The 24,310-nt window shown below is 70.2% G+C and carries 21 protein-coding genes; 4 read left to right on the plus strand and 17 right to left on the minus strand.

The genetic code is table 11. The annotated features are described in order from the left end of the window. Positions 1 to 42: 42 nt before the first annotated feature. Both RHM57_RS12655 and RHM57_RS12660 read right to left on the minus strand, forming a co-directional pair. Positions 43 to 366: a DUF2249 domain-containing protein gene (locus RHM57_RS12655; RefSeq protein WP_322188265.1), complete on the minus strand. Its 324-nt coding sequence runs from the start codon at positions 364 to 366 to the stop codon at positions 43 to 45. Positions 367 to 390: 24 nt separating this feature from the next. Next, a complete protein-coding gene (locus RHM57_RS12660; protein WP_322135279.1) occupies positions 391 to 1,146 on the minus strand; it encodes a helix-turn-helix transcriptional regulator in 756 nt (251 codons plus the stop codon). An 86-nt stretch (positions 1,147 to 1,232) separates the two neighbouring features. On the opposite strand from RHM57_RS12660, the gene hrpA reads away from it, so the two are divergent. After that, positions 1,233 to 5,162, plus strand: a complete 3,930-nt coding sequence (hrpA, locus tag RHM57_RS12665; protein ID WP_416172951.1) for an ATP-dependent RNA helicase HrpA — start codon at positions 1,233 to 1,235, stop codon at positions 5,160 to 5,162. 29 nt (positions 5,163 to 5,191) lie between these two features. On the opposite strand, the gene RHM57_RS12670 is transcribed toward hrpA, so the two are convergent. The 9 genes from RHM57_RS12670 to RHM57_RS12710 all read right to left on the minus strand — a co-directional run bounded on the left by RHM57_RS12670 (position 5,192) and on the right by RHM57_RS12710 (position 14,483). Continuing rightward, entirely contained in the window at positions 5,192 to 5,944 is a 753-nt protein-coding gene (locus tag RHM57_RS12670; RefSeq protein WP_134449397.1) for an amino acid ABC transporter ATP-binding protein, read from the minus strand. A gap of 50 nt (positions 5,945 to 5,994) precedes the next feature. Beyond that, positions 5,995 to 7,032, minus strand: a complete 1,038-nt coding sequence (locus RHM57_RS12675) for an amino acid ABC transporter permease (protein ID WP_370294755.1) — start codon at positions 7,030 to 7,032, stop codon at positions 5,995 to 5,997. Positions 7,033 to 7,035: 3 nt separating this feature from the next. Further along, positions 7,036 to 7,932 (minus strand): ABC transporter substrate-binding protein, encoded by an 897-nt coding sequence (locus tag RHM57_RS12680; protein WP_322135275.1) that lies wholly within the window; start codon positions 7,930 to 7,932, stop codon positions 7,036 to 7,038. 304 nt (positions 7,933 to 8,236) lie between these two features. Further along, the gene (locus tag RHM57_RS12685) at positions 8,237 to 9,259 is read right to left on the minus strand and encodes an ABC transporter substrate-binding protein (RefSeq protein WP_322135274.1); all 1,023 of its coding nucleotides are present in this window, start codon (positions 9,257 to 9,259) and stop codon (positions 8,237 to 8,239) included. 46 nt (positions 9,260 to 9,305) lie between these two features. Then, entirely contained in the window at positions 9,306 to 10,229 is a 924-nt protein-coding gene (locus RHM57_RS12690; RefSeq protein WP_322135273.1) for an ABC transporter ATP-binding protein, read from the minus strand. Further along, positions 10,226 to 11,344, minus strand: coding sequence for a FecCD family ABC transporter permease (locus RHM57_RS12695; protein ID WP_322135272.1), 1,119 nt, complete (start codon positions 11,342 to 11,344; stop codon positions 10,226 to 10,228). Before RHM57_RS12695 ends, RHM57_RS12690 begins: the two co-directional genes overlap by 4 nt. Next, a complete protein-coding gene (locus RHM57_RS12700) occupies positions 11,341 to 12,345 on the minus strand; it encodes a FecCD family ABC transporter permease (RefSeq protein WP_416172977.1) in 1,005 nt (334 codons plus the stop codon). Before RHM57_RS12700 ends, RHM57_RS12695 begins: the two co-directional genes overlap by 4 nt. A 173-nt stretch (positions 12,346 to 12,518) precedes the next feature. Next, entirely contained in the window at positions 12,519 to 13,517 is a 999-nt protein-coding gene (locus RHM57_RS12705; protein WP_322135271.1) for a siderophore-interacting protein, read from the minus strand. A gap of 84 nt (positions 13,518 to 13,601) precedes the next feature. Beyond that, positions 13,602 to 14,483 carry a sulfurtransferase gene (locus tag RHM57_RS12710; RefSeq protein WP_416172952.1) on the minus strand — a complete coding sequence of 294 codons (882 nt, stop codon included), beginning with the start codon at positions 14,481 to 14,483 and terminating at the stop codon, positions 13,602 to 13,604. Between the two features lie 235 nt (positions 14,484 to 14,718). Between RHM57_RS12710 and RHM57_RS12715 the strand changes: the two genes are divergently transcribed. Continuing rightward, a complete protein-coding gene (locus tag RHM57_RS12715; protein WP_134560536.1) occupies positions 14,719 to 15,927 on the plus strand; it encodes an MFS transporter in 1,209 nt (402 codons plus the stop codon). A 185-nt stretch (positions 15,928 to 16,112) separates the two neighbouring features. Here the strand turns inward: RHM57_RS12715 and RHM57_RS12720 are convergent, their stop codons facing one another. Beyond that, positions 16,113 to 17,276, minus strand: a complete 1,164-nt coding sequence (locus tag RHM57_RS12720) for a glycerol dehydrogenase (protein ID WP_322140944.1) — start codon at positions 17,274 to 17,276, stop codon at positions 16,113 to 16,115. A 168-nt stretch (positions 17,277 to 17,444) separates the two neighbouring features. Between RHM57_RS12720 and RHM57_RS12725 the strand changes: the two genes are divergently transcribed. Beyond that, positions 17,445 to 18,314: an IclR family transcriptional regulator gene (locus RHM57_RS12725; protein ID WP_134560538.1), complete on the plus strand. Its 870-nt coding sequence runs from the start codon at positions 17,445 to 17,447 to the stop codon at positions 18,312 to 18,314. An 18-nt stretch (positions 18,315 to 18,332) separates the two neighbouring features. Here RHM57_RS12725 and RHM57_RS12730 read toward each other — a convergent pair whose 3' ends face one another. The 4 genes from RHM57_RS12730 to RHM57_RS12745 all read right to left on the minus strand — a co-directional run bounded on the left by RHM57_RS12730 (position 18,333) and on the right by RHM57_RS12745 (position 22,181). Continuing rightward, positions 18,333 to 18,878, minus strand: coding sequence for a YbhB/YbcL family Raf kinase inhibitor-like protein (locus tag RHM57_RS12730; protein ID WP_241975489.1), 546 nt, complete (start codon positions 18,876 to 18,878; stop codon positions 18,333 to 18,335). 84 nt (positions 18,879 to 18,962) lie between these two features. Continuing rightward, a complete protein-coding gene (locus RHM57_RS12735; RefSeq protein ID WP_322135270.1) occupies positions 18,963 to 20,528 on the minus strand; it encodes a GMC family oxidoreductase in 1,566 nt (521 codons plus the stop codon). Continuing rightward, positions 20,525 to 21,103 carry a hypothetical protein gene (locus RHM57_RS12740; protein WP_174774654.1) on the minus strand — a complete coding sequence of 193 codons (579 nt, stop codon included), beginning with the start codon at positions 21,101 to 21,103 and terminating at the stop codon, positions 20,525 to 20,527. Before RHM57_RS12740 ends, RHM57_RS12735 begins: the two co-directional genes overlap by 4 nt. Before the next feature lie 37 nt (positions 21,104 to 21,140). Further along, a complete protein-coding gene (locus RHM57_RS12745) occupies positions 21,141 to 22,181 on the minus strand; it encodes an NAD(P)-dependent alcohol dehydrogenase (RefSeq protein WP_134560542.1) in 1,041 nt (346 codons plus the stop codon). 252 nt (positions 22,182 to 22,433) lie between these two features. Here RHM57_RS12745 and RHM57_RS12750 point away from each other — a divergent pair, with 252 nt between their 5' ends. Next, positions 22,434 to 23,258, plus strand: coding sequence for an aldo/keto reductase (locus RHM57_RS12750; protein ID WP_322135268.1), 825 nt, complete (start codon positions 22,434 to 22,436; stop codon positions 23,256 to 23,258). A gap of 33 nt (positions 23,259 to 23,291) precedes the next feature. On the opposite strand, the gene RHM57_RS12755 is transcribed toward RHM57_RS12750, so the two are convergent. After that, entirely contained in the window at positions 23,292 to 24,278 is a 987-nt protein-coding gene (locus RHM57_RS12755; protein WP_322140945.1) for an aldo/keto reductase, read from the minus strand. Positions 24,279 to 24,310: the final 32 nt, after the last annotated feature.

Below are 24,310 nucleotides of genomic sequence, written 5' to 3' on the forward strand. Positions count from 1 at the left end.
ACCCTAAACGCTGGAACCGGACGGAACCTGACCTGCGGCGCTTCAGCGGGTGAGCTGGAGCTTCCACGCCTCGGGCTCGCGGGAAAGATAGCTCACCGTGAACCGGCCCGGGTGGCGCTGTTCGAGCTGGGCGAGGAGGGGCAGCGGGTCGTGGGGAGCGACGAGGACCAGGCCGCCGCCGGGGAGGACAGCGTCCAGCGCGCCGAAAATCGCGGCGTGCCGGATCGCGTGCGGCAGCTGCCGGGCGTCCAGTTCTGGGTATCCTGCGGCCTCGGCCTCGCCGCAGGTGCAGGTGTGGCCGGCGGGCTCGTCGTGGGCCGCGGGCCGGGGTACGGATGCGGGAAGAAGGGGGATCATGTCAACCATGATTTAAACCTAATATATTCCGCTTTAATTAGCGAGCGGGTCGACGGGCACCCAGTCGCCGCGGAGGCGCACCTCGCACAGCTCGGGGAGGACGAAGGGGCGCAGCTCGACGTCGTCAGGGTCGTGCCCGCCGGAGCGGGCGATGCCCCGGATCAGGCCGAGGTGCAGCGAGCACACCACCGCGGGCGTGTGCCTGGCTTCGTCGCGGAAGGGACAGGCCCGGAGCTCGACGACCATACCGTCGCGGGCATCCGTCTCGCTCGGCGACGCCGGCTGGCCGGGCGACGCCTCAAGCGATTGGGCGATCGGGTCGAAGCCGAGGCCGTCGAGGATGTGCACGAGCGGCCCGACGTCGCTCGCTCCCCCGGCCGCCCCCGTGCCCGGTTCGCTCTCGCGCGCCTCGAGGTCGAAGGCGGCCGACCAGCGCTCGCCGGCGCGGATCGCCCGTGCCCGGCCGCCGTCGTCGTCCTCGGCGAGGGCGCCGACGAGGGCATGGCTGAGCAGCCGCTGCACACCGTCTTCGCGCACCGCGGGATTCACGGTGAAGAGGATGCGCGGACGCCCGCGGATCCCGGTCCGGTCGACGGCACGGCGGATCAGCCCGGCACCCTCGAGCTGGTCGAGATGGAAGCGCGCGGTCGTCACGTGCAGGCCGATGCTCGCGGCGACGGCGGCGGCGTCGACGGGCTCGCGGGCACCCGCGATCAACTCCAGCACCCGGCGGCGCGCATCCGAGGCGAGGGCCGCGTGCCGGTCGCCGATTCCCTGTCCGTCTACCATAGTTTGAGCGTAACAGTCTCCGGTTAAAGCGCCAGGCCGGGAGGACCCGCCCGCGCGCACCGGGCACCCGGAAGTCTTACGATGGAATGCTCATGATTCCCCTTGTCATCACCTTCCCGCCCGAACTCCCCGTCAGCCAACGCCGCGAGGATATCGCGCGCGCCATCCGCGACAACCAGGTCGTCATCATCGCGGGCGCGACGGGCTCGGGCAAGACCACCCAGATCCCGAAGATCTGCCTCGAACTCGGGCGCACGAGCATCGGGCACACCCAGCCGCGGCGGCTCGCCGCTCGCACGATCGCCGAGCGCATCGCCGAGGAACTCGGCCAGGAGGTCGGCCAGGTCGTCGGCTACCAGGTGCGGTTCACCGACCAGGTCGGTCCGGACACCAGGATCAAGCTCATGACCGACGGCATCCTGCTGAACGAGATGCACCGCGACCGGATGCTGCGCAAATACGACACGATCATCATCGACGAGGCCCACGAGCGCAGCCTCAACATCGACTTCCTGCTCGGCTACCTGCGCCAGCTGCTGCCGCAGCGCCCCGACCTCAAGGTCATCATCACCTCGGCGACGATCGACCCGCAGAGTTTCGCCGAGCACTTCGCGGCCGCCGACGGCACCCCGGCCCCGATCATCGAGGTCTCCGGCCGTACCTACCCGGTCGAGATCCGCTACCGCCCGCTCGTGGCCGAAGCGATGGCGGACGATGACGACGAGGACCAGGCCTCCGCGACGCCGCCGGTGGACCGCGACTACATCGAGGGCATCTCCGCGGCGCTCGACGAACTGGAGCGCGAGTCGAACGGCGACGTGCTCGTCTTCCTGAGCGGAGAGACCGAGATCCGCGACGCAGCGGATGCCCTGCAGGGCAAGTTCGCGAGTGGCGACCGCACGAGCCCGACCGAGGTGCTGCCGCTCTACGGCCGGCTCTCCTCCGCCGACCAGCACAAGGTCTTCCAGCCCTCGACCGTCGCCGGGGTGCGGCGCCGGATCGTGCTCGCGACGAACGTGGCCGAGACCAGCCTGACCGTCCCGGGCATCCGCTACGTCATCGACGCCGGAACCGCCAGGATCAGCCGGTACAGCGTGCGCTCGAAGGTGCAGCGGCTGCCGATCGAGGCGATCAGCCAGGCCTCCGCGAACCAGCGCTCCGGGCGCAGTGGGCGCACGAGCGACGGCATCGCCATCCGGCTGTATTCGGAGGAGGACTTCGGTCGCCGCCCGGAGTTCACCGAGCCCGAGGTGCTGCGTACCAACCTCGCCGCCGTGATCCTGCAGATGATCTCGCTCGGCCTCGGCGACATCGCCGCGTTCCCGTTCCTCACCCCGCCGGATTCCCGCGGTATCAAGGACGGCCTCGACCTGCTCGCCGAGCTCGGCGCCGTTGCGCCGGGCAGTGGGGTGAGCAACGCGAGCGGCGGGGTGTCCAAGCTCACCCGGATCGGGCAGCAGCTCGCGAAGCTGCCGATCGACCCCCGCTTCGGGCGGATGGTCATCGAGTCCAAGACCCAGGGCGCCAGCCGCGAGGTGATGGCGATCGTCGCCGGCCTCACCATCCAGGACCCGCGGGAACGGCCGCTCGAGCGGCGCGCGCAGGCCGACCAGCAGCACGCGCGGTTCGCGGACCCGACGAGCGACTTCCTCGGCCTGCTGAACCTCTGGAATTACCTCGAGCTCAAGCAGAAGGAACTCGGCTCGAGCGCCTTCCGCAGGCTCTGCAAGAACGAGTTCCTGAACTACCTGCGGGTGCGCGAGTGGCAGGACGTCTACAAGCAGCTCCGCCAGCTCGCCAAGCCGCTCGGCCTCCACATCGGCGACCCGGCGGTCAACCCCGACGGCATCCACCGCTCCCTCCTCGCCGGGCTGCTCTCGCACATCGGCCTCAAGGATGTCGCGAAGAAGGACTACATCGGCGCCCGCCAGCAGCGCTTCGTGATCTTCCCCGGCTCGTCGCTCGCGAAGAAGCAGCCCAACGCCGTGATGAGCGCGGAACTCGTGGAGACCAGCCGGCTCTTCGCCCGGATGAACGCCGTCGTCGACCCCGCCTGGGCCGAACCGCTCGCCGGGGACCTCTGCAAGCGCAGTTACTCCGAACCGCACTGGGAGAAGAAGCAGGGCTCCGTCGTCGCCTACGAGCGGGTCACCCTCTACGGGGTTCCGATCGTGCCGCGCCGCCGCATCCAGTTCTCCCCGGTCGACCCGGCCTACGCCCGCGAGCTCTTCATCCGGCACGCCCTCGTCGACGGCGAATGGGACCTCGACCGCGTCGACCAACGCGTCACCGCGTTCGACCGGGCCAACACGAAGCTGCGCAAGGAACTCGCCGAGCTCGAGGAACGCACCCGGCGCCGCGACATCCTCTTCGACGACGAGGCCGTCTTCGAGTTCTACCAGCGCCGCATCCCCGCGGAGGTCTGCTCGACGCGCACCTTCGAGACGTGGTGGCGCAAGGCGCGCGCCGAGACCCCCGACCTGCTCACGATGACCGCGGAGGCGCTCGTTCCCGACGAGGCCACCCCGGAGATCGACGAGGCCGTCTTCCCGCCGACCTGGCACCAGGGCGACCAGCGTTTCCACCTGAGCTACCGGTTCGAGCCGGGGGCGGATGACGATGGCGTCGCCGCCCTGATCCCGCTCGCCCTCCTGGCCCGGCTCTCCCCCGCCGGCTTCGACTGGCAGGTGCCGGGCCTCCGCGCCGACCTCGTGACCGCGCTGATCAAGTCGCTCCCGAAGAGCATCCGTCGCAACGTCGTGCCCGCCGCCGACTGGGCGGCCCGGCTGCTCACCGAGCTGCCGCCTGCGCCCGGCGAGGCCCGCACGGCGAAGGACACGAGCAGCATGGGCGGCACGAGCATCGGCGCCCGGCTCGGCGCGGGCACGGGGGCGGGTTTCGAGACAGAGGCTGCGCCGTTCACCGAGATCCTCGCGGGCCTGATCCAGCGGCTCACCTACGTCCCGGTGAACGCAAACGACTTCGAACTCGGGCGCGTACCCGCGCACCTCCGGATGACGTTCCGCGTCGTCGACGACCGCGGGCAGGCGATGGCCTCCGGAAAGGACCTCGGCGAGCTGCAGCGCAGGCTCGGTTCCCGGGCACGCGAGAGCGTCGCGGCGGCATCCGCTGCCACGCCCGTGAACGCGATCGAGCGCGGCGGCCTCACGACCTGGGATTTCGCGGAACTCCCCCGGTTCATCGACACCAAGCAGGGCGACAACACCATTCGCGGCTACCCGACTCTCGTCGACGAGGGTACGAGCGTCGCGATCCGGATGATGAGCACCGCCGCCGAGCAGGCGAGCACGCTGCCGGGCGGGGTGCGCCGGCTGCTGCTGCTCGCGACGCCGTCTCCGGTCGCCTACGTGCAGCAGCACCTGACCGGGGCGGAAAAGCTCAGCCTCGCCACGAGCCCGTACCGCACCACGCAGGCGCTCTTCGACGACTGCCTCGCGGCGTGCGTCGATGAGGTGCTGTTCCGGGTGAACCCGAGCGGCCAGGTCTTCATGAAGGCCGAGTTCGACTCGATCCGGGACCGCGTGTCCGGGGTGCTGATGGACTCGATGTTCGAGGCCGTTGGGCTCGTTGCGCGCATCCTCACCGCCTCCCGGGCCGCAGATAAGGCGCTCAAGGCCTCGACGAGCATGGCCTTGCTGCCCGCGCTGACGGACGCCCGTGCCCAGCTGGCCGGACTGATCTACCCCGGCTTCGTGAGCGCGACGGGCCTCGCCCAGCTGCGCCACCTGCCGCGCTACCTCGGCGGCATCAGTTCACGGATCGTGAAACTCGGCGACAATCCCAGCCGCGACCGGGTCTGGATGAATGAAAGCCAGTCGGCCACGGCCCGCTACGAAGCTGCCGGCGGCCGGATTCCGCTGGCCCCCGGCATGGCGGCGAACCTCGTGCGCGCACGCTGGATGATCGAGGAGCTGCGGATCAGCCTGTTCGCGCAGGAGCTCAAGGCCGCAGAGTCGGTGTCGCTGCAGCGGATCCACAAGGTCCTGACCAGCTGACCCCGACATCCGCCGGGGTCAGCTGGTGGCTAGAGCACCTTCGAGAGGAACGCCTGCGTGCGGCGGTGTTGCGGGTTGCTCAGTACGAGCTCGGGGTCACCGGACTCGACGACGACGCCGCCGTCCATGAACACGAGCGAGTCACCGACCTCGCGGGCGAAGCCCATCTCGTGGGTGACGACGATCATCGTCATGCCCTCCTTGGCGAGGCCCTTCATCACGTCGAGCACCTCGCCGACGAGTTCGGGGTCGAGCGCGCTCGTCGGCTCGTCGAAGAGCATCAGCTTGGGCTCCATCGCGAGCGCGCGGGCGATCGCGACACGCTGCTGCTGGCCGCCGGAGAGGTGCGCGGGGTAGTAGTCCGCGCGTTCGGCGAGTCCCACCCGGGCGAGCAGGTCGCGGGCGGTGCGCTCGGCTTGCGCCTTGGGCAGCCCCTTGACCCGCAGCGGCGCCTCCATCACGTTCTGGAGTGCGGTCATGTGCGGGAACAGGTTGAAGCGCTGGAACACCATGCCGATGTCCCTGCGCTGCTTCGCCGCTTCCTTGGGCGCCATCTCGTAGAGCTTGCCGTTGGTCTCGCGGTAGCCGATCAGCTCGCCGTCGACGCTCAGCCGCCCGGCGGAGAGCACCTCGAGGTGGTTGATGCAGCGCAGGAACGTGGACTTGCCCGACCCGCTCGGCCCGACGAGGCACATCACCTCGCCGCGTTTGACCTCGAGGGAGATGCTCTTGAGCACCTCGTGCGAGCCGAAGCTCTTCGAGACCTGCTCTGCGAGCACCATCGGCACGTAACCGCGGGCAGCGGATGCCGCGTTCTGCGTGGTCAGGTCGCTCATGACGGGCCTCCCTGGCCGGTTTCGGGTTCTCGGCCGGTGCGGGTCGCCGGCGCCTGCTCGGAGCCGGGCACGATCGTGACGCCCGTGATCGGGTCGGGGTTGGAGCCGCCGCCCTTCTTGTCCGGCTGACGGTCGCCGATGCCGCGCGCGAAACGCTTCTCGAGGAAATACTGGCCCACCATCAGGATCGAGGTGAAGAACAGGTACCAGATCGACGCGACGATGAGCAGCGGGATCGGGTTGAACGTTTCGGCGGAGATGTCACGGGAGCGGGCGAACAGGTCGAAGCTGAACGGCACCGCCGTGACGAGCGAGGTCGTCTTGAGCATCGAGATGACCTCGTTGCCGGTCGGCGGGATGATCACCCGCATCGACTGCGGCAGGATGACCCGGGTCATCGTCTGCGACCAGCTCATCCCGAGCGCGGTCGCGGCCTCTTCCTGGCCACGATCCACGGCGAGGAGTCCGGCACGGACGATCTCGGCCATGTATGCGGCCTCGTTGAGCGAGAGGCCGATCACCGCGAGAGCGAACGTGCTGAGCGCGGCGTTGGTCTCGAACGACACCCACGGGTGCATGAACGGGATGCCGATGTCGATGCTCGAGTAGATCAGCGAGATCAGGCCCCAGATGGTCAGCTGGACGTAGACCGGTGTGCCGCGGAAGACCCAGAGATAGAACCACGCGAGGCTCTTCACGACCGGGTTGGGCGACAGCCGCATCACCGCGAGGATCACGCCGAGGACGATCGCGATCACCATCGAGTAGACGGTGAGTTCGAGGGTCACGAGCGCCGCCTGGGAGATGCGCCGGTCGAACAGGTACTTCGCGACCGTCGGCCAGTCGTACGCGGGGCGGAAGGCCGCGTCGACGATGGCCAGGGCGAACACCACGATCAGGATGATCGCGAAGACCATCCGCCAGGGGTGACGCAGCCGGATGGCTTTGATGGGAACCGACGCGGCCGGGGCGGCCGGATCGGCCGGGGACGAGGCGGGCCCCGCCCCCCGGCCGTTCAGATTCGGCGTGCTCACCGGTTAGCCGTTCGCGGCTGCGTTGATCGTGATCTTGTCGATGCCGCCGTCGGCGACACCCCACGTGTCGAGGATGGCCTTGTAGCTGCCGTCGTCGACCATGGACTGCAGTGCGGCCTGGACGGCCTTGCCGAGGTCAGAGCCCTTGGCGACGACCATGCCGTATGGTGCGACGTCGAAGGTCTTGCCCGCGAGCTGCAGCTTGCCCTTGGTCTGGGCGATGGCGTAGAGGGTGACGGGAGAGTCGGCGCTGAGCGCGTCGGCCTGTCCGAGTACGACCGCGTTCGTCGCGGCATCCTGGGTGTCGAACTTGAGCTTGTCGATCGCGGGCTTGCCGGCCGCGACGCAGGCGTCGCTCTTGGCGGGGACCTCGTCGGTGTCTTCGTAGGTGGTCGCCTGCACGGCGACCTTCATGCCGCAGGCGTTGTCCGGGTCGACGGTCTTGTCCTTGGCCGATGCCCACTGGATACCGGCGGTGTAGTAGTTGACGAAGTCGACCTGCTGCTCGCGCTCGGCGGTGTCCGTGAACGAGGACTCGCCCATGTCGGCCTTGCCACCGGCGACGGAGGGGATGATGTTGTCGAACTTGGCGACCTGGAATTCGGCCGTGAGCCCGAGCTTGGTCGCGATCGCGCTCGCGATCTCGATGCCCCAGCCGATGGGCTTGCCTGCTTCGTCCTTGAACTCGTTCGGGGCGTAGGTCGGGTCGCTGCCGACGATGAGCTTGCCGGAGGACGCGATCTTGGCGGGAACGAGTGCGGCGGCCGCGTCGTCCTTGGTGATCGCTGCTGCCGAGGCGCTGGTGGTCGAGCCGGTCGAGGGCGTCGAGTTGTCGACGCAGCCGGAGAGCATCAGTGCGGCCGCGGCGGCGACGGCGGGGAGTAGGTATCGAGCGCGCATATGCGGAACCTTCTTTGTTTGTCGGTGTCAGGGGTTCGTCATTGAGTCCGTAAACGGTAAGCGACAGAGGTGAGCATATAACAGGATGCTCACGCGGATTCTGTGCGCAGGTCACGTTTTGGACTAGCTAAAGCGAGCGTGAGGGGGACGTGTCTCGATCAAGTATGGCCGTTGGCGTGTTTCGGGCAGATTTCGCCGGGTGCGACGACAGCGCCCACGCCGCCGCCCCGCCCAGTTGCGCACAAAGCACCCTCATCGCGACGACGACGGTGCTTTGACCGCAATCCAACCCCGGCGACGTGCGTTATTCGGCGGCCTTGGCCGCGGTCGAGAGCATCGTCACGTAGTCATCGAGGCCCCAGGTCAGCGAGAGACCCGTCGGCGGGGAGACGGACGAGATGAATGCCGCGCCGACCGGGGAGGCGACGGAACCACGCTGCACCTGCGGCATGGCCTGGGCGTACCCGGCGGAGAGGAACGCATCCGATTCCTCCTGCGTCGTCCCGAAGTTCACGAGCACGTCACTCGTGAGCTTGTCGAGCTGTTCGTGGCTGAGCGTGTAGTAGAAGCTCGCCTCGTCGGTCGCGAGGGCATCGACGGCGGGTGCGTTCACGAAGCCGAGGTCGAGGGTGAATGCGACGCGGGGGTCTTCCTTCTTGTAGACGTAGAACGTTCCTCCGCTGTCGCTCGTGAGGGCGATGGACTTGCCCGCGAACTCGGGGTGGGCTGCCGCGGCCGCGGCGATCTTCGCGTCGATGCCCGCGAGAAGCGTGGTCGCTTCAGCGGACTTGCCGAGAGCCGTTCCGGTGATCGTGATGAGGTCGCGCCAATTCGTCGCCCAGGGCTGGTCCGGGTAGCCGACCACGGGGGCGATCTTGCTGAGCAGCGCGTACTGCTCGGCGGTGATGCCCGAGTATGCGGCAAGGATGACGTCGGGTGCGGCCTTGGCGATGTCCTCGTACGGCGGCTCCGTGGAGTCGGGCAGCACGGTCGGCGTCGGCGTTCCGCTCGTCGCGAGCGCCTCGGAGATCCAGGGCAGCACGCCCTGGGCGTCACCGGCGTATGCCTGGAACGGCATCGCGACGGGAATGACGCCGAGGGCGATCGCGTCGTCCGCGCTCCCCCAGCCCCAGGTCACGACCCGGGTCGGCTGCTTCGGGATCACGGTCGACCCGAAGGCGTTCTCGATAGTGACGGGGAACGACGCGGCTGCGGAGTCGCCCACCGCAGCATCCGTTGGCTGGGGCGCCGGCGCGGAACAGCCGGTCAGCGTCAGGGCGACGAGGGCGGCGACGGCGACAAGCGCGCGAATGGGGGGACGGTGCACGGGAAACTCCGGTTTCTCAGTTGTCTCGGGGAGGGACATGGTTCGACTAGATTAGGTTAGCCTTACCTAATATAGCGGATGTCGCGGTCGGAGCGGGATGGAACCTCCCGATCGGCACGACGAGCGGTGAGCCGCAGACCGGGTCGGGGATGACGAGGGCGTCGAGCCCGAAGGCGGAGCGGACGACGTCGACGGTCAGGGTGTCCGCGGGCGGCCCTGCGGCGATGATCCCGCCTGAGCGCATCACGAGCATTTCGTCGGCGTACCGGGCCGCGAGGTTGAGGTCGTGCAGGACCATCACGATCGTGGTCCCGCGGGTGCGGTTGAGCTCGAGGAGGAGGTCGAGGACCTCGATCTGGTGGGCGACGTCGAGGAAACTCGTCGGCTCGTCGAGCAGCAGGATGTCGGTGTCCTGGGCGAGGGCCATCGCGATCCAGACCCGCTGGCGCTGGCCGCCGGAGAGCTCCTCGAGCCGGCGCGCGGCGAGGTCGAGGGTTCCGGTGCGCACGAGGGCGTCGGCGACGATGGCGTCGTCGGCGGCCGTGGTGCCGCGGAACCAGCCCTGATGCGGATGCCGGCCGCGACCGACGAGTTCGCCGACGGTGATTCCCTCCGGCGCGAGCGGCTGTTGCGGCAGGAGGCCGAGCACGGTCGCGACCCGCTTGCCCGGAATCGTCGCGATGTCGGTGCCGTCGAGGAGGACCACTCCGGTCTGAGGGGTGAGCAGGCGGGCAAGTCCGCGGAGGAGGGTCGATTTGCCAGAGGCGTTCGCGCCGACGATGACCGTGATCCGGCCGACGGCGATCTCGAGGTCGAGGTCTGTGACGATCGGGACGCCGTCGTAGCCGAGGCCGAGGGCGACGGTGCGCAGCTCGTGGTGCGTGCGGTCGGCCGGTCCGGCGGCTGCTGGACCCGCGAAAGCCGGGACCGCTGTCTGCGGGTCGGGAGCGTGCGGTTCGGGCTGGGTCATCGGGTTCCTTCTGTGCTGTCGCGCGGGATGCCGCGGGTGCTGCCGGCGCCGCTGCCGCCCGCCGCTCCGGTCGCGAGCAGCCAGAGCAGGTAGGGCGCTCCGATGGCGCCGGTGACGACCCCGGCGGGCAGCTGGAGTCCGCCCGGGAGCAGGTGCTGGGACGCGAAGTCGGCGGCGCTGACGATCAGGGCACCGACGAGGGCCGAGGGAACGAGGCTCAGTCCGCCGGTGCCGACGAGGCGGCGGGCGATCGGCGCGGACACGAACGCGACGAACGCGAGCGGGCCGACCATGGCCGTCCCGAGCGCGGCGAGGGCGACGGCGACGATGAGGAGTCCGAGCCGGTTGCGCTCGGCACCGACCCCGAGGCTCGTGGCCAGGTCGTCGCCCAGTTGCAGCGCGCGAAGACGCGGAGCGAGCATCCACACGATCGGCAGGAGCACCGCGAGTCCGACAGCGACGACCGCGATCTCGGGCCAAGCGGCACCGCTCACGCTGCCGACGAGCCAGGTCAGGGCGTCCTGGGCGTCGCGGAGCTCGGCGCGGCTGAGCAGGTAGCCGAGCAGGCCCTGCACCATGAATGCGATGCCGACGCCGATGAGCACGAAGCGGTAGCCGGCGACGCCGCCGGCGCCTCCGCCGCGACCGCGCCAGGCCAGCAGGTAGATGACGGTCGCGACGAGGATCGCGCCGCCGAAGGCCGCGAAGGCGGTCGCGAGGCTGCCGAAGCCGAGCACGAGCATCCCGAGGACCGCTGCGGCGCTCGCCCCGCCGGTGACGCCGACGATGTCGGGGCTCGCGAGCGGATTGCGCAGCACGGTCTGGAACAGGGCGCCCGAGAGCGCGAAGGCGACGCCGGTCAGGAGCGCGAGCACGAGCCGGGGCAGGCGCAGGGTCAGCACGATGAAGTTCTCGGCCCCGGTGCCCTGGCCGGCGAGGGTGCGGAGCAGGTCGGGCACCGCGACGGAATAGGAGCCGACGGAGAGGCTCAGCGCGGCGACGACGAGCACCGCCGCGGAGAGGACGATCACTGTCCGGCGCTCCCGGCGGCGCCGTGCACCCCGCGCCGCGCCGAGCACAGCCGGGGGCGCGAGGACCGGAGTGCTTGTGCTCACAGCCCGACCGCCTTGGTGCCGCGCACGAGAGCAATCAGCACGGGGGCGCCGAGGAACGCGACGACGAGGCCGGCCTCGATCTCGCCGGGGCGGGCGATCACGCGCCCGATCACGTCGGCGAGCAGGAGCAGGGCGGGGCCGAGCAGCGCGGAGAGGGCGAGGGTCCAGCGGTAGTCCGGGCCGGCGAACCAGCGGGCGAGGTGCGGAACCGCGAGGCCGACGAAGACGATCGGCCCGGCCAGGGCGGTCGCCGAGCCGCACAGCAGCACGACGGCCACGAAGCAGACGATCCGTGCGGCCACGACGTTCTGGCCGAGGCCGCGGGCGAGGTCGTCTCCGAGGGCGAGCGCGTTGAGCATCCGCCCGGCCGTCGCCGCCAGGATCGCGCCGACGAGGATGAACGGCGCGAGCTGCAGCGCGGTGTCGAGGCCGCGGGCGGAGAGGGAGCCCGCAGACCAGAACCGGTAGCGGTCGAAGGTCGACGGGTCGCTGAGCAGCACGATGGTGATCAGCGAGGTGAGCGCCGCGGTGAGCGCCGTGCCGGCGAGGGTGAGCTTGACGGGGGTCGCTCCCCCGCGTCCGAGCGACCCGATGATGTACACGACGGATGCCGCGACCGCGGCCCCGACGAAGGCGAACCAGACGTAGCCGAGCGCGCTCGTGACTCCGAAGACGGCGATGCCGGCTACAACGAAGAGGGAGGCGCCCGCGTTGACGCCGAGCAGGCCGGGGTCGGCAAGGGGGTTGCGGGTGACGCCCTGCATGAGCGCACCGGCGAGGCCGAGGGCGAGGCCCGCGAGCAGGCCGACGACCGTGCGCGGGATACGCAGGTCGAGCACGACCAGCTGGTCGGTCACGGCGGGGTCGGGCCGGAACAGGGCGTCGAGGACGGTGCCGAAGGGCACGTCCCGCGCGCCGACGACGAGGGAGGCGATGATCACGAGGACGAGGAGCACGGCCGCGGCGAGGAGCCCGACCGCCGGGCGTCGACCCGAACCGATTCGACGGAGTTTTTCGGGTTTCGGGCCCGAAAGAGCGCTCTCCGGTGTTCTTTGGGCAGAAAATCCGTCGGATTCGTTCGGGGCCGGACGGTTCGGGGCCGGACGGTTCGGGGCCGGGCGGTTCCGGGCGCGGAGGTTCGCGGCCGGATGCTCGGACGGGTGTGCCAGGCGGCTCACTGGGGCTCGGCCTTGCCGAGGCGCCAGTAGCCCATGAAGGAGACGCGCCGGCGGTCGACACCGGTCTCGCTCACGAGGAACCGGCGGAGGCGCTTGATCGCGCCGGCCTCTCCGGCGAGCCAGGCGTAGAAGCCTGCGCCCGGGGGTGTGTCCGGGGTGTCCCACAGGGTTTCGCGGTCGATGTCGATCTCGAGCTCGGCCACGTTGACGCCGACGCCGGTCGGGACCTCGGGTCCCTGGTGGCCGGCGACCCAGGTGCGCACGGCGGCGTCGAGGCGTTCGCCGTGCGGGGCGCCGCCGCGCGGAAGCCAGGTGACGGAGCAGCCGTCCGGGACCCGCACGTCGAGCTGGTCCGCGGCATCCGGCACCTCGAGGAAGGCGTGCGCCGTGCGCCCGGGCTGCAGGGTATCGAGGATGCCGCAGATCGCGGGGACCGCGGTCTCGTCGCCCGCGAGGAGCAGGTAGGTCGCGTCGCCGGGGCGCCAGTCGAGGCCGAGGCCGGCGTCGCGGCTGCGCGAGTCCGGCCCGACGATGACGACGTGCTCGCCGACCTGGGCCGCGGCGAGCCAGCGGGATGCGGGGCCGGGGCCGGATCCGGCGGCATCCGCTGCGTCGTGGGAGACGAAGTCGACGTCGAGTTCGCGGAGGTGCGGGCGCACCCTGCGGACGGTGTAACTGCGGAACGGGTTTCGCTCAGCTTCGGGAAGGGCCCGCCAGCGGTCGTACCAGCCGGTGCCGGTCGACGCAGGGTCGCGCTGCTCGTCCACTCCGAAATCGGCGAGGCCGACGCCGGGGATCGGCAGGACGAGCTTGATCCGCTGGTCGAGTCCCGCCGTGCCGAAGTGCTCGAATTCCGGACCGGTGAAGGTCACCCGCACAAAATGCGGGCTCAGGCGCCGGATGCCAGCGACCGTCGCCCGGTACGGCCGGTAGCCGGGGCGTGCATCAGGGAGCAGGTCCTCGCCGGTCACCTCGGTGCTGGGTAAGGTAAGCATTACCTAAGTATTGCATCCCCGGGCTCTGCGTGCCGTGTGAATTCGGTGTGAGCGCACCGGGCCGCCGCGAGCCGGCCTCGCCACCTACAGCCGGACGCTGGCCCCGGTGAAACCGCCGAACCCGCCGCGCCCGCCGTCCCCGGTTTCCACGGGGCGGTCCGGGAGGTTGGACCACTGCGACCAGGATCCGGGGTAGAGGTAGGGGACGAACCCGGCGATCGTGAGCGCGGCGATCTCGTGGGCGGCCGTGACCCCCGATCCGCAGTAGACCCCGATCGGGCGCATCGGTTTCACGCCGAGGGACTCGAAGTGTGTACGCAGCTGGTCGGCGGGCAGGAAGCGGCCGTCGTCGGCGAGGGTGTCCGTCGTCGGGGCGCTCACCGCGCCCGGGATATGGCCGGCGCGCGGGTCGACCGGCTCCGTCTCGCCCCGGTACCGGGCGCCGGCGCGCGCGTCGAGGAGGATGCCGGTGTGCGCGATGGCGGCGGCGGTGTCGGCGTCGATCGTGGCGAGCGAGCCGTAGCTGAGGTGTGCGGTGCCGATCGGCGGGTCGGGCTGCTCCCCGGTGACGAGCGGCAGCCCCGCCCTGCGCCAGGCGGCGAGCGCACCGTCGAGCAGGAGCACGTTCCGGTGACCGGCGTGCCGCAACAGCCACCACGCCCGCGCCGCCGACATCAGGCTCAGGTCGTCGTAGACCACGACGGTGTCGTCGTCGTGGATTCCCCAGCGCCGCGCCGCCGCCTGCAGGTCGTCGATCGCGGGCAGCGGGTGCCGCCCGTCTTCAGGCGCCCCCGGACGGGCGAGCTCGGTCTCGAGGTCGACGTAGACCGCGCCCGGAAGGTGTCCGGCTGCGTATTCGTCGCGTCCGCTCGGCCCGAGGAGCGCCCACCGGACGTCGAGCACACGGATGTCGTCACGCGTCTCGAGCAGGCGGGCCAGATCCTCGGCGGAGATCAAAGTGTTCACGAAACCACGGTACCGGGTGTGCGCGGCGCGGGGACCCGCATCCGCCCGTGCCCCGCCCCTTCGATACGGCCCCAGGCACGGCCGTCGACACGATCCTCGGCACGGAATTGCGTTCGGTACACGTTCGTTGCGAAAACGGGCGCGCACGCGACGCAATTCGGCGCGGGGCGGCGACGGATTGCGTGCCGGGGGCCCGACTCGACCCGTACCGGGCCTCGCCCGTAGACTCGAACGAGTGAGCAGCTACTGGACCCTACTGAAGACGCCCGGGGTTGCCCGTCTTATCGCCGCGCAGCTGACCGCCCGCTTTCCGTTCGGGATGCTCTCGCTCGCGTTCCTGATCCACATCGAGCACGTCTACGACTCCTACGGGTCCGCCGGCCTCGTACTCGGTGCGATGAGCATCGGCCAGGCCATCGCCGGCCCGCTCACGAGCCGCCTGATGGGCCGCTGGGGCATGCGCCCGGTCATCATCGCCACGATCGCGATCTGCGCGAGCGCCATCGTCGTGATGGCGTTGTTGATCCTGCCGATCTGGGGCCTGATGGTGATCGGCCTCGTCGCGGGGCTGACGACACCGCCGATCCAGCCGGCCGTGCGCACGATCTACCCGAAGATCGTCAACTCCCGTCAGCTCACCCCGCTGTTCTCGCTCGACGCATCCGCCCAGGAGATCATCTGGGTGCTCGGACCGGTCATCGCCACATTCGTCGCGATCCAGATCAGCTCGGTCGCGGGTATCCTCCTCGCCGCTGCATTCCTGGTCGGCGGCGGCATCTGGTTCGTCGTGCTGCCCGAGGTCGGCCGGGTACGGATCCCGCGCAGCCGCCGCAAGCTCGGCGCCGTGCTCAAGCGCCCTGCCGTGCTCCTCAGCACCGTTGTCGGCTTCATGCTCGTCGCGGCCTGCTCGGCCGTCGAGGCCGGCGTCGTCGCGGCATTCGGTCACGGCAGCTCGGACTCCGGCTGGGTGCTCGGCATCTTCGCGATCGGCTCGCTCGTCGGCGGCCTCGCGCTCGGTCACGCGCCGATCGGCCCGTGGGCCCTCGCCGGGCGGATGCTGATCGTCACGATCGGCCTCTCCCTCGCGACTCTCGGCCTCAGCTTCTGGTGGCTCGCCGCAACCCTGCTCCTTGCGGGCATCGGCATCGCGCCGGCCTTCGCTGTGCTGTTCGGGATCGTCTCCGCGAGCGTCAAGTTCAGCGACACCGCCGAGGCGTACGGCTGGGTCGGCACCGGCCAGCTGATGGGCGCGGCGCTCGGGTCCGCGACGGCCGGCTTCATGATCGACCACAACGGCGCCGGGTCCGCGATCCTCGTCGCCGCCGGTTTCGCCGCGCTCGGGACCCTGATCCCCGCGCTGGGTCGCCGCTGGCACCCGGACCTGCGCGGCCGCGACGCCGGCCCGATCCCCGACACCGCTCCCATCCAGATCCAGGTCTCGTAACCCCACCGCCCCGACAGCGCCTCGGCCGCGCCTCGCCCGCGCCTCGCCCGCTTACAGACCGCGAGAGTACACTTTTGGCCCTCAAACCAGTGGTTTAGGGGCCAAAAGTGTACTCTCGCGGGCGTCGCGAAGCCGCGGGTCGGGGCGAGCGGATGCCTCAGCATCCGCTCACCGGAGACCTGCGGCTAGTGCGTGTCGACCTGGTGGGCCACGTACTGCACGGGAGCGGGCAGGTGCGCCTCGCTCCGCACGGTGCCGGAGAACCGCTCGATCGACTTAAGCGCGCTGACCAGCTCGTCGGGGGTGATCGGGAACGGCATGTTGTGGATGGTCTCCCCCTGCACCGTCGCCGCCTCGGCGACGCGGCGCAGGTCGTCCTCGTCGTCGACGCTGAGGCCGACCTCCGTCAGCGTGTTCGGCAGCCCGACCCGGGTTGTGAACTCGATGAAGTCGCGGATCTCCTGGGTCGGGGCGCCCTCGAGCACGAGCTGCGTGACCGAGCCGATGTTGACCTTCTGCCCGTGCGCGAGCCCGTGGGTCTGGTGCGCCGCGGTCAGGCCGTTGTGGATCGCGTGCGCCGCGGCGAGCCCGCCGGACTCGAATCCGAGCCCCGACAGCAGCGTGTTCGCCTCGACGAGCTTCTCGACGGCCGGGGTGACCTGGTGGTCGCGCACGGCGTCGAGGGCGGGGAGCGCGTTGTCCCAGATCACGCCCCAGGACAGTTCGGCGAGCGCGGTGCCCGCGAGGGTCGGCAGGCCGCCGGCCATCGTGTTCGCGTGCGCCTGCCTCGTCGCCCGGGCTTCGAGCCACGTCGCGAGCGCATCACCGACGCCGGCGGCCAGGAACGCGGCAGGGGCATCCGCAACGAGCTGGGTGTCCATCAGCACGAGGTCCGGGTTCTTCGGGAAGAAGCGGTACTCCTCGAACGCGCCGTCTGCGGTGTAGATCACGGAAAGGGCCGAGGTGGGGGCATCCGTTGATGCGACGGAGGGCACCGTGACCCAGCGGATCCCGGCGAGGAACCCGGCCGCCTTCACGGCGTCCATGGTGCTGCCGCCGCCGAGGGCGACGATGACGTCGGCGCCGGTCCTGTCGATCACGCCGACGAGGCGGATGACCTCCGCGGCCGTGGGGATGCCGCCGAAACGTTCCCGGGTGACGGGCAGCTGGGCGGCGCGCAGCGAGTCCGTGGCGCGCTGCCCGAGGATCCCCCAGACCACGTCGTCGGAGACGAGGAGCGGGGTCTTCCCGAGCGGCGCGAGGAATTCGCCGAGCCGGGAGAGCGCCCCCTTCCCCTGGACGTAGCGGCCGGGGCTGATGATGGTGCGAATGGCGCTGGAGGCGGCCATGACGATCTCCTTCTTCAAGCGATGCGGATGCCGCCAGCCTAAATTCGCCGGTGCCGGCCCGGTCAGGGGCCCTGTCACCATGTGAGAAGCTGCCTCACGCGCCGAACCCGGGATCTTCTCAGGCGCCGGACGATTGTGCCGGGGCCGGGCCCGACCGACAATGGCCGCATGAAGACCACGGATGCTCTTCCCCTGTCCCAGCCGCCGTCGCCCCGGACGCTCGCCCAGCCGCCACTGACGTCCAACGTCACGGCACTGCCGGCACCGCCCGCCCCGAGCGGGGTCGCCTCGATCCTGAAGACGCTCGCGATCCTCGAGATCGTCGCCGAACGTGGCGGGGCCACGGCGAAGGAGGTCTCCGCGAGCCTCGGCTATCCGCTGCCGACCGTGTACCGGCTCATGCAGACGCTCGTACAGAGCGATTACCTCGTGCACATCCGCCGGGAGCGCAAGTTCGAACTCGGCTACAAGCTGCATCAGCTCGGCGTCTCGCTGCATCGCCAGATCGGCGTGCCCGCCGAGGTGCGCACCGAGATCGCCCGCCTGCACCGCAACGCCCAGGCGGCCGCGTACTTCGCCGTCTACCGGGGGGCCGATGTCGTCGTCACCTACATCGTGGATTCCCCGGCAGCCCCGCGCCTCACCCCGTTGAGCTTCGGGTTCCACGAGGCCGCGCACGCGACCGCGTTCGGCAAGATCATGTTGAGCGGCATGACCGGCGAACAGCGCGACCAGTACCTCGACGCTCATGGGCTGCCGCAGCTGACCCCGGCGACGATCACGGATCGCGGAGAACTCGAACGCCAGCTCGAGTCGATCTCCCGGTCACACGTCGCCTGGGAGCACGAGGAATTCGTGCCGGGCATGACGTGCGCCGCGGTCGGCGTGCGCAACTCCGCAGGCCTGCTCGTCGGCTCCGTGGCGATCTCGGCCCGCGCGGACTCCATCGCGATCCGCGAACGCGACCACGAGCGGATGCTGCGCGAGACCGCTGCCGGACTCTCGCGGTACTTCCGCTCCGGCAGCGTCCGGCGCTGAGCATCCGCTCCGCGACGGTCAGCGGGCCTCCCACCAGGGCGTGATCACGGCGCGCGCGAGGGTGTGCGCGCCGAGGTTGAAGGTGAGGAACGCGGGCGTCGACGTCTCAGGGATCCCGATCGTGTCGACGTCGAGGGCGTGCACGGCGATGTAGTAGTTGTGCCGACCGTGGCCGGCCGGCGGGGCCGCACCGAGGTACCGGCGGAGGCTCGCGTCGTTGGTCAGCTGCCAGGCGCCGGGCGGGAGCAGGGTGCTGTCCTCCTCCCCCGCACCGGTCGGCAGGCTCGTCGTCGAAACGGGGATGTCGGCGACGGCCCAGTGCCAGAATCCGCTCGCCGTCGGGGCGAGCGGGTCGTACATCGTGACCGCGAAGCTTCGGGTTCCCGCCGGGAAACCGCTCCAGTGCAGTTCCGGGGACGTGTCGCTGCCGCCGGCGCCGAAGATCCCGCTGCGCTGGGGCGGGTCGAGTTCCCGGCCGTTCTCGACATCGTTCGATTCGAGGGTGAAGGTCGGCACGTCGCCGATCTGGTCGTACGGGGTTCTCATCATCTGGTCGTGGGTCATGGGTGCGTCATCTCCTTGTCGAGCATGGTTCGGGACGGTGTCCGGGTGCCGGAGTGGTCCCGGATCCCGGAGCCGGTAGCCCGGTCACAGGGACCGGTTGGCGAGCTGTTCGGCGATATGGTCGGCCTGCCGGATGGCGAGGGCCACGATCGTGAGCGTCGGGTTGGCCGCGGCGCCGGTCGTGAAGACCGACCCGTCGCTCACGAACAGGTTCGGCACATCGTGGGCACGCCCGAACTTGTTCACCACGCCGTCCTCCGGTCGTGCGCTCATCCGGCTCGTGCCGAGGTTGTGGGTCGAGGGATACGGCGGGGTGCGGTGCGCCGAGATCGACCCGACCGCGTCGTAAAGCAGTTCGGCCTGGCGGTAGCCGTGGTCGCGCATGGCGACGTCGTTCGGGTGGTCGTCGAAGTTCACGTTCGCGACCGGCAGGCCGGCAGCATCCGTGACCGAGCCGTTGAGGGTGATCCGGTTGGTCTCCTGAGGCATGTCCTCTCCGACGATCCAGAGCCCCGCGGTGTGCGCGTAGCCGTCGAGGATCGACGTGAAGTCGCGCCCCCACGAACCCGGGTCCGCGAAGGCCGCGAGGAACGCCGGCCCGAGGGAGAGGGTCTCGAGGTAGTAGCCGCCCGCGAAGCCGCGGCGCTCGTCGTGGCGCGCCTCGTCCGCGATGATCCCGGCCATGGTCTCGCCGCGGTAGGAGTGCACCGGGTCGGGGAACTGGGCGTAGACGGAGCCGGTGGTGTGCCGCATGTAGTTGCGGCCGACCTGGCCGGAGGAGTTCGCGAGTCCGTCCGGGAACAGTGAGCTCGCGCTGAGCAGCAGCAGTCGAGGTGTCTCGATCGAATTCCCGGCGACACAGACGATGCGTGCCCGCTGCCGGTGCATGCCGCCGGCGGCATCGAGGTACAGCACGGCATCGGCGCGCCCGGTCCGGTCGTGCGTGATCTGCACGGCCTGGCTCAGCGGCCGCAGGTCGAGGTGGCCGGTCGCCTCCGCACGGGGAATCTCGCGCACGAGGGTGCTCCACTTCGCGCCGGACTTGTCGCCCTGGAAGTTGAAGCCGTCCTGCACGGATGCCGGGCGCCCGTCGTACGGCTCGGCGTTCGTCGCGTACGGACCGGTCGCGTAGAAGTTGTAGCCGACCCGGGCGGCACCGTTGGCGAACACCTTGTAGTTGTTGTTGGCGGGCAGGGCGGCGCGACCGTGCCGGTGCGTGGAGCCCATCGCGATCTCGGCGCGGTCGTAGTACGGCGCGAGTTCGGAGAGGGTGATCGGCCAGTCGAGCAGGTTCGCGCCGTCGATACCGCCGTAGGCGCTGCGGGCCTGGAATTCGTGGGCGAGGAAGCGCGGCGTGGCGCCGGACCAGTGCGTGGTGCTGCCGCCGACGGCCTTGACGATCCACGCCGGCAGGTTCGGGAAGTCACGGGCGATGCGCCAGGAGCCACTCGTCGTGCGCGGGTCGAGCCAGGCCATCTGCGAGAACGCCGCCCACTCGTCGTTGACGTATTCCGCATTGGTGATGTGGGGCCCTGCCTCGAGCACGACGACCGGGATGCCCCGGGCAGTGAGCTCGTAGGCGAGGGTGCCACCTCCCGCTCCGGACCCGATGATGACGACGGCCTCCTCGTCGTGGTCGATGGCGGTCACTTCGTCACCTCGTCCCTGCCCGAAGCGGATTCCGGGGCTGCGGATGCCGCAGCCGGGGTCGCGGGGGTCGCGGCACCGACCTGCCGGGTGAGCGGGCCGATCTCGACGTAGCGCAGTTCGCCGGTGTATTCCTCGATCCGCGGCTCGGGGAGCCAGTCGAGGTCGTTGAAACCGCGGTGCAGATAGCCGCCCTTGTCGAAGGATGCGCCCTCGTAGCCGAGCGCTTGCCAGACCTCCGGGAGGTTGTAGAGGGTCAGTACGGTGTTCGCACGAACGAAGCCGAAGAATTCGGTCTGTTCGATCGCGCGGAGGCGGGCCGTGGCATCCATCGCATTGAGGTCGAGGAACGCTCCGGCCGGGAGGGTGTCGAGGCTCGCGAGGCCGGACGACAGGGCGAGGAAGTGCCGTGGCGTCTTCTCGGCGAGCGCGATCAGGGCGTCTGCAGTCTTCTCGTATGCGGTGTCCGGCAGTTGCGCGTGCGGGAATGCCACCCGGATGACGCGCACGAGCAGGGCCCGCGCCTGCGGGGAGTCGAGGAAGCCGCTCGGGGCTTCCGAGGTTTCGAGGAACGTCACTGTTGGTCTCCTTCGGATGGATCGGGGTGGATCGGGCTCAGGCGGCGTGACCGGGTACGAGGATGCCGCGGCCGACCAGGCGACCGCTCTCGAGGTCGGCGATCGCGTCGTTGGCGGCCTCGAGCGGGTAGACAGCGGTGTGCAGGGTGACCTTGCCCTGGGCGGTGAGGGTCATCAGTTCGACAAGGTCGGTGTATGTGCCGACGAGGTTGCCGATCACATTGATCTCGCGGGAGATGATCTCGATCGTCGGCAGGCTGACCGTACCGCCGTAGCCGATCACGTAGTGCGAGCCACGGTTCCGGAGCAACTTCGGGGCGAGCAGTTCTGCGCCGCGTTCGCCGACGAAGTCGAAGACGATGTGCGCGCCGCCACCGGTGATCTCGGCGACGGCCTTCTCGACCGCCGCGTCGCTCGTCGCGAGCACGGTGTGGTGTGCGCCGATCTGCCCGGCGAGCTCGAGCGCCGCTTCGGAGCGGTCGACGACCGTGATTTCCGCGCTCGTGATCGCCGCGAGGCTCTGCACGCCGATGTGCCCGAGGCCGCCGGATCCGATCACGACGGCGTGGCTGCCAGGGAAGAGCACCGGGGCGGCCTTCCGCACGGCGTGGTACGCGGTGAGTCCGGCATCCGCCAGAGCGGCCACGTCCCGGGGCTGGAGCGCGGGGTCGAGCTTCACCACGGCGCGCGCGTTCGTGCGCAGCACCTCGGCCATGCCGCCGTCGACGTTGATGCCGGGGAAGGTGGCGTTCTCGCAGTGCGAGTCCTGGCCCTCCCGGCAGGCGGGGCAGAGCCCGCAGCTGGTGAGCGGATGCATGATGACGGTGTCCCCGACCGCGACGTTGTGCACGGCCGAGCCGCACGCCCGCACCCAGCCGGCGTTCTCGTGGCCGAGGGTATAGGGCAGGTGCGGGTGCTGGATCGGATCCCACTGGCCTTCGATGATGTGCAGGTCGGTGCGGCAGAGCCCGGCGGCGCCGACGTCGACGAGCACGTCCCACGGGCCGAGGATCTCGGGCTCCGGCACGTCGTCGAGGGTCGGCTGTGCGCCATAGGAATGGATCCGGACAGCCTTCACCGTGACCTCCTGCATCCCGGGTTCTCGCCGGGCGACGTTGCCCGGCCTGCCGCACCCCCGAGGGGTCGGCACGAGATCCTCATACTCTCGGTGCTGGGCCGCCGACTCGAAAGCGCGCCTCTCACCACGTGAGAAGCGCGCACCCCGCCGGGCCGCCCCTTCCGCGAAAGCGGGTGAATCGTCGTTCAGGCCGTGTCTAACCGACGATTCACCCGCTTTCGCGGAAAGCTGCATGGCCGGTTTAATGGAGCTATGACCTCTTCACCCGTTCTGCAGTTCCACGACGGCCACTCCATCCCGCAGCTGGGGCTCGGGGTCTACAAGATTCCGGATGCCGACGCGGCCGACGCGGTGCAGGTCGCGCTCGAGTCCGGGTACCGGCACGTCGACACGGCAGCGCTCTACGCCAATGAGGCCGGCGTCGGCCAGGGCATCGCCCGGGCCGGCCTCCCCCGCGGCGACGTCTTCGTGACGACCAAGGTGTGGAACGCCGACCACGGCTACGACAGCACCCTGCGTGCCTTCGACGAGAGCCTCGGCAAGCTCGGGCTCGACTACGTCGACCTGTACCTGATCCACTGGCCGGCCCCGCGCCAGGACAAGTACGTCGACACCTGGCGGGCCCTCGAGGCGATCCGCGCCGACGGGCGGGCCCGCTCGATCGGCGTCTCCAACTTCCACCCGCATCACCTCGACCGGCTTCTCGCCGAAACCGATGTCGTTCCCGTGGTCAACCAGATCGAGCTCCACCCCTGGCTGCAGCAAGCGGATGCCCGTGCCTACGACGCCGCCCACGGCATCCTCACCGAAGACTGGTCACCCCTCGCCCGCGGCAGGGCGATCGGCAACCCGACACTCGACGCCATCGGCGCCCGCTACGGCAAGTCAGCGGCGCAGGTCGTGATCCGCTGGCACCTCGACCTCGGGAACATCGTGATCCCGAAGTCGGTGACACCGTCCCGCATCCGCGAAAATCTCGACGTCTTCGACTTCAGCCTGGACGCGGCCGACCTCGCCGCGATCGCGACCCTCGACTCCGGCGAGCGCACCGGCCGGGACCCCGACGACCTCGGCTGATCGCACCCGCACGCACCAGCATCCGCGAGAGTTCTACCAGCGCGGGTGGATCTGGGCGCGGAGGAGGCGGTCGTAGATGTCGCGCACGCCGGCGAGGAACTCGGCGCTGAGCGGGGGAACCGACCCGGCCGCCGCGTTGCCCTGCGCCTGCGCGATCGAGCGCGCGCCGGGGATGACGGCGCTCACGCCGTCCTGCTGGGCGACCCAGGCAAGCGCGGCCTGTGCGGGCGTGAGTCCGGCGGGAACGAGTGCGGCGAACTCGGCGGCCGCCGTGAGCCCGGTCTCGTAGTCGACGCCCGAGAAGGTCTCGCCGACGTCGAAGTGGCTGCCGTCGCGGTTGTAGTTGCGGTGGTCGTTCTCGGCGAAGGTCGTGGCACGGGTGTACTTGCCGGTGAGCAGACCGCTCGCGAGCGGCACCCGGGCGATGATGCCGACCCCGGCGGCGCGGGCCGCGGGAAGCACGTTGTCGAGCGGCTTGAGCCGGAACGCATTCAGGATGATCTGCACCGTCGCGGTGGCCGGGCGGGAGATCGCCGCGAGGGCCTGGTCGCAGGTCTCGACGCTGAAGCCGTACGCGGCGATGGTGCCGTCGGCGACGAGGGTGTCGAGCGCGTCGTAGACCTCGCCCGATTCGACGACCGCGCTCGGCGGGCAGTGCAGCTGCACGAGGTCGAGGGTGTCGACACCGAGGTTGCGGCGGGAGCGTTCGGTCCAGGCCCGGAAGTTGGCGAGCACGTAGTTCTCGGCGAGCTGGTCGACGCGGCGGCCCATCTTGGTCGCGACCGTGATCCCGGCGTCCTTGCCGTCGCCGGCGAGGTAGCGCCCGATGATCTGCTCGCTGCGTCCGTCGCCGTAGACGTCCGCAGTGTCGAAGAAGGTGACGCCGGCGTCGACGGATGCTGCGAGAACGGCGGTCGCGTCGGCCTCGCTGACGTCCCCCCAGTCCGCTCCCAGTTGCCAGGTTCCGAGCCCGATCACGGAGACGGTTCGGTCGGTTCTTCCCAGGGTGCGTGTGTCCATGTCCCTAGCCTAATCACCCGGCCGGCCGCCCT

This window comes from Cryobacterium sp. 10S3, assembly GCF_034344045.1.
Lineage (GTDB): Bacteria > Actinomycetota > Actinomycetes > Actinomycetales > Microbacteriaceae > Cryobacterium > Cryobacterium glucosi.

Coding starts and splice junctions, on each gene's coding strand:
- RHM57_RS12655 (WP_322188265.1), bottom strand. CDS start 366: ATGGTTGACATGATCCCCCTTCTTCCCGCATCCGTACCCCGGCCCGCG.
- RHM57_RS12720 (WP_322140944.1), bottom strand. CDS start 17,276: ATGGCCGCCTCCAGCGCCATTCGCACCATCATCAGCCCCGGCCGCTAC.
- RHM57_RS12690 (WP_322135273.1), bottom strand. CDS start 10,229: ATGACCCAGCCCGAACCGCACGCTCCCGACCCGCAGACAGCGGTCCCG.
- RHM57_RS12670 (WP_134449397.1), bottom strand. CDS start 5,944: ATGGTGCTCGCAGAGCAGGTCTCGAAGAGCTTCGGCTCGCACGAGGTG.
- RHM57_RS12730 (WP_241975489.1), bottom strand. CDS start 18,878: ATGACCCACGACCAGATGATGAGAACCCCGTACGACCAGATCGGCGAC.
- RHM57_RS12755 (WP_322140945.1), bottom strand. CDS start 24,278: ATGGACACACGCACCCTGGGAAGAACCGACCGAACCGTCTCCGTGATC.
- RHM57_RS12705 (WP_322135271.1), bottom strand. CDS start 13,517: ATGCTTACCTTACCCAGCACCGAGGTGACCGGCGAGGACCTGCTCCCT.
- RHM57_RS12750 (WP_322135268.1), top strand. CDS start 22,434: ATGACCTCTTCACCCGTTCTGCAGTTCCACGACGGCCACTCCATCCCG.
- hrpA (WP_416172951.1), top strand. CDS start 1,233: ATGCTCATGATTCCCCTTGTCATCACCTTCCCGCCCGAACTCCCCGTC.
- RHM57_RS12660 (WP_322135279.1), bottom strand. CDS start 1,146: ATGGTAGACGGACAGGGAATCGGCGACCGGCACGCGGCCCTCGCCTCG.
- RHM57_RS12725 (WP_134560538.1), top strand. CDS start 17,445: ATGAAGACCACGGATGCTCTTCCCCTGTCCCAGCCGCCGTCGCCCCGG.
- RHM57_RS12680 (WP_322135275.1), bottom strand. CDS start 7,932: ATGCGCGCTCGATACCTACTCCCCGCCGTCGCCGCCGCGGCCGCACTG.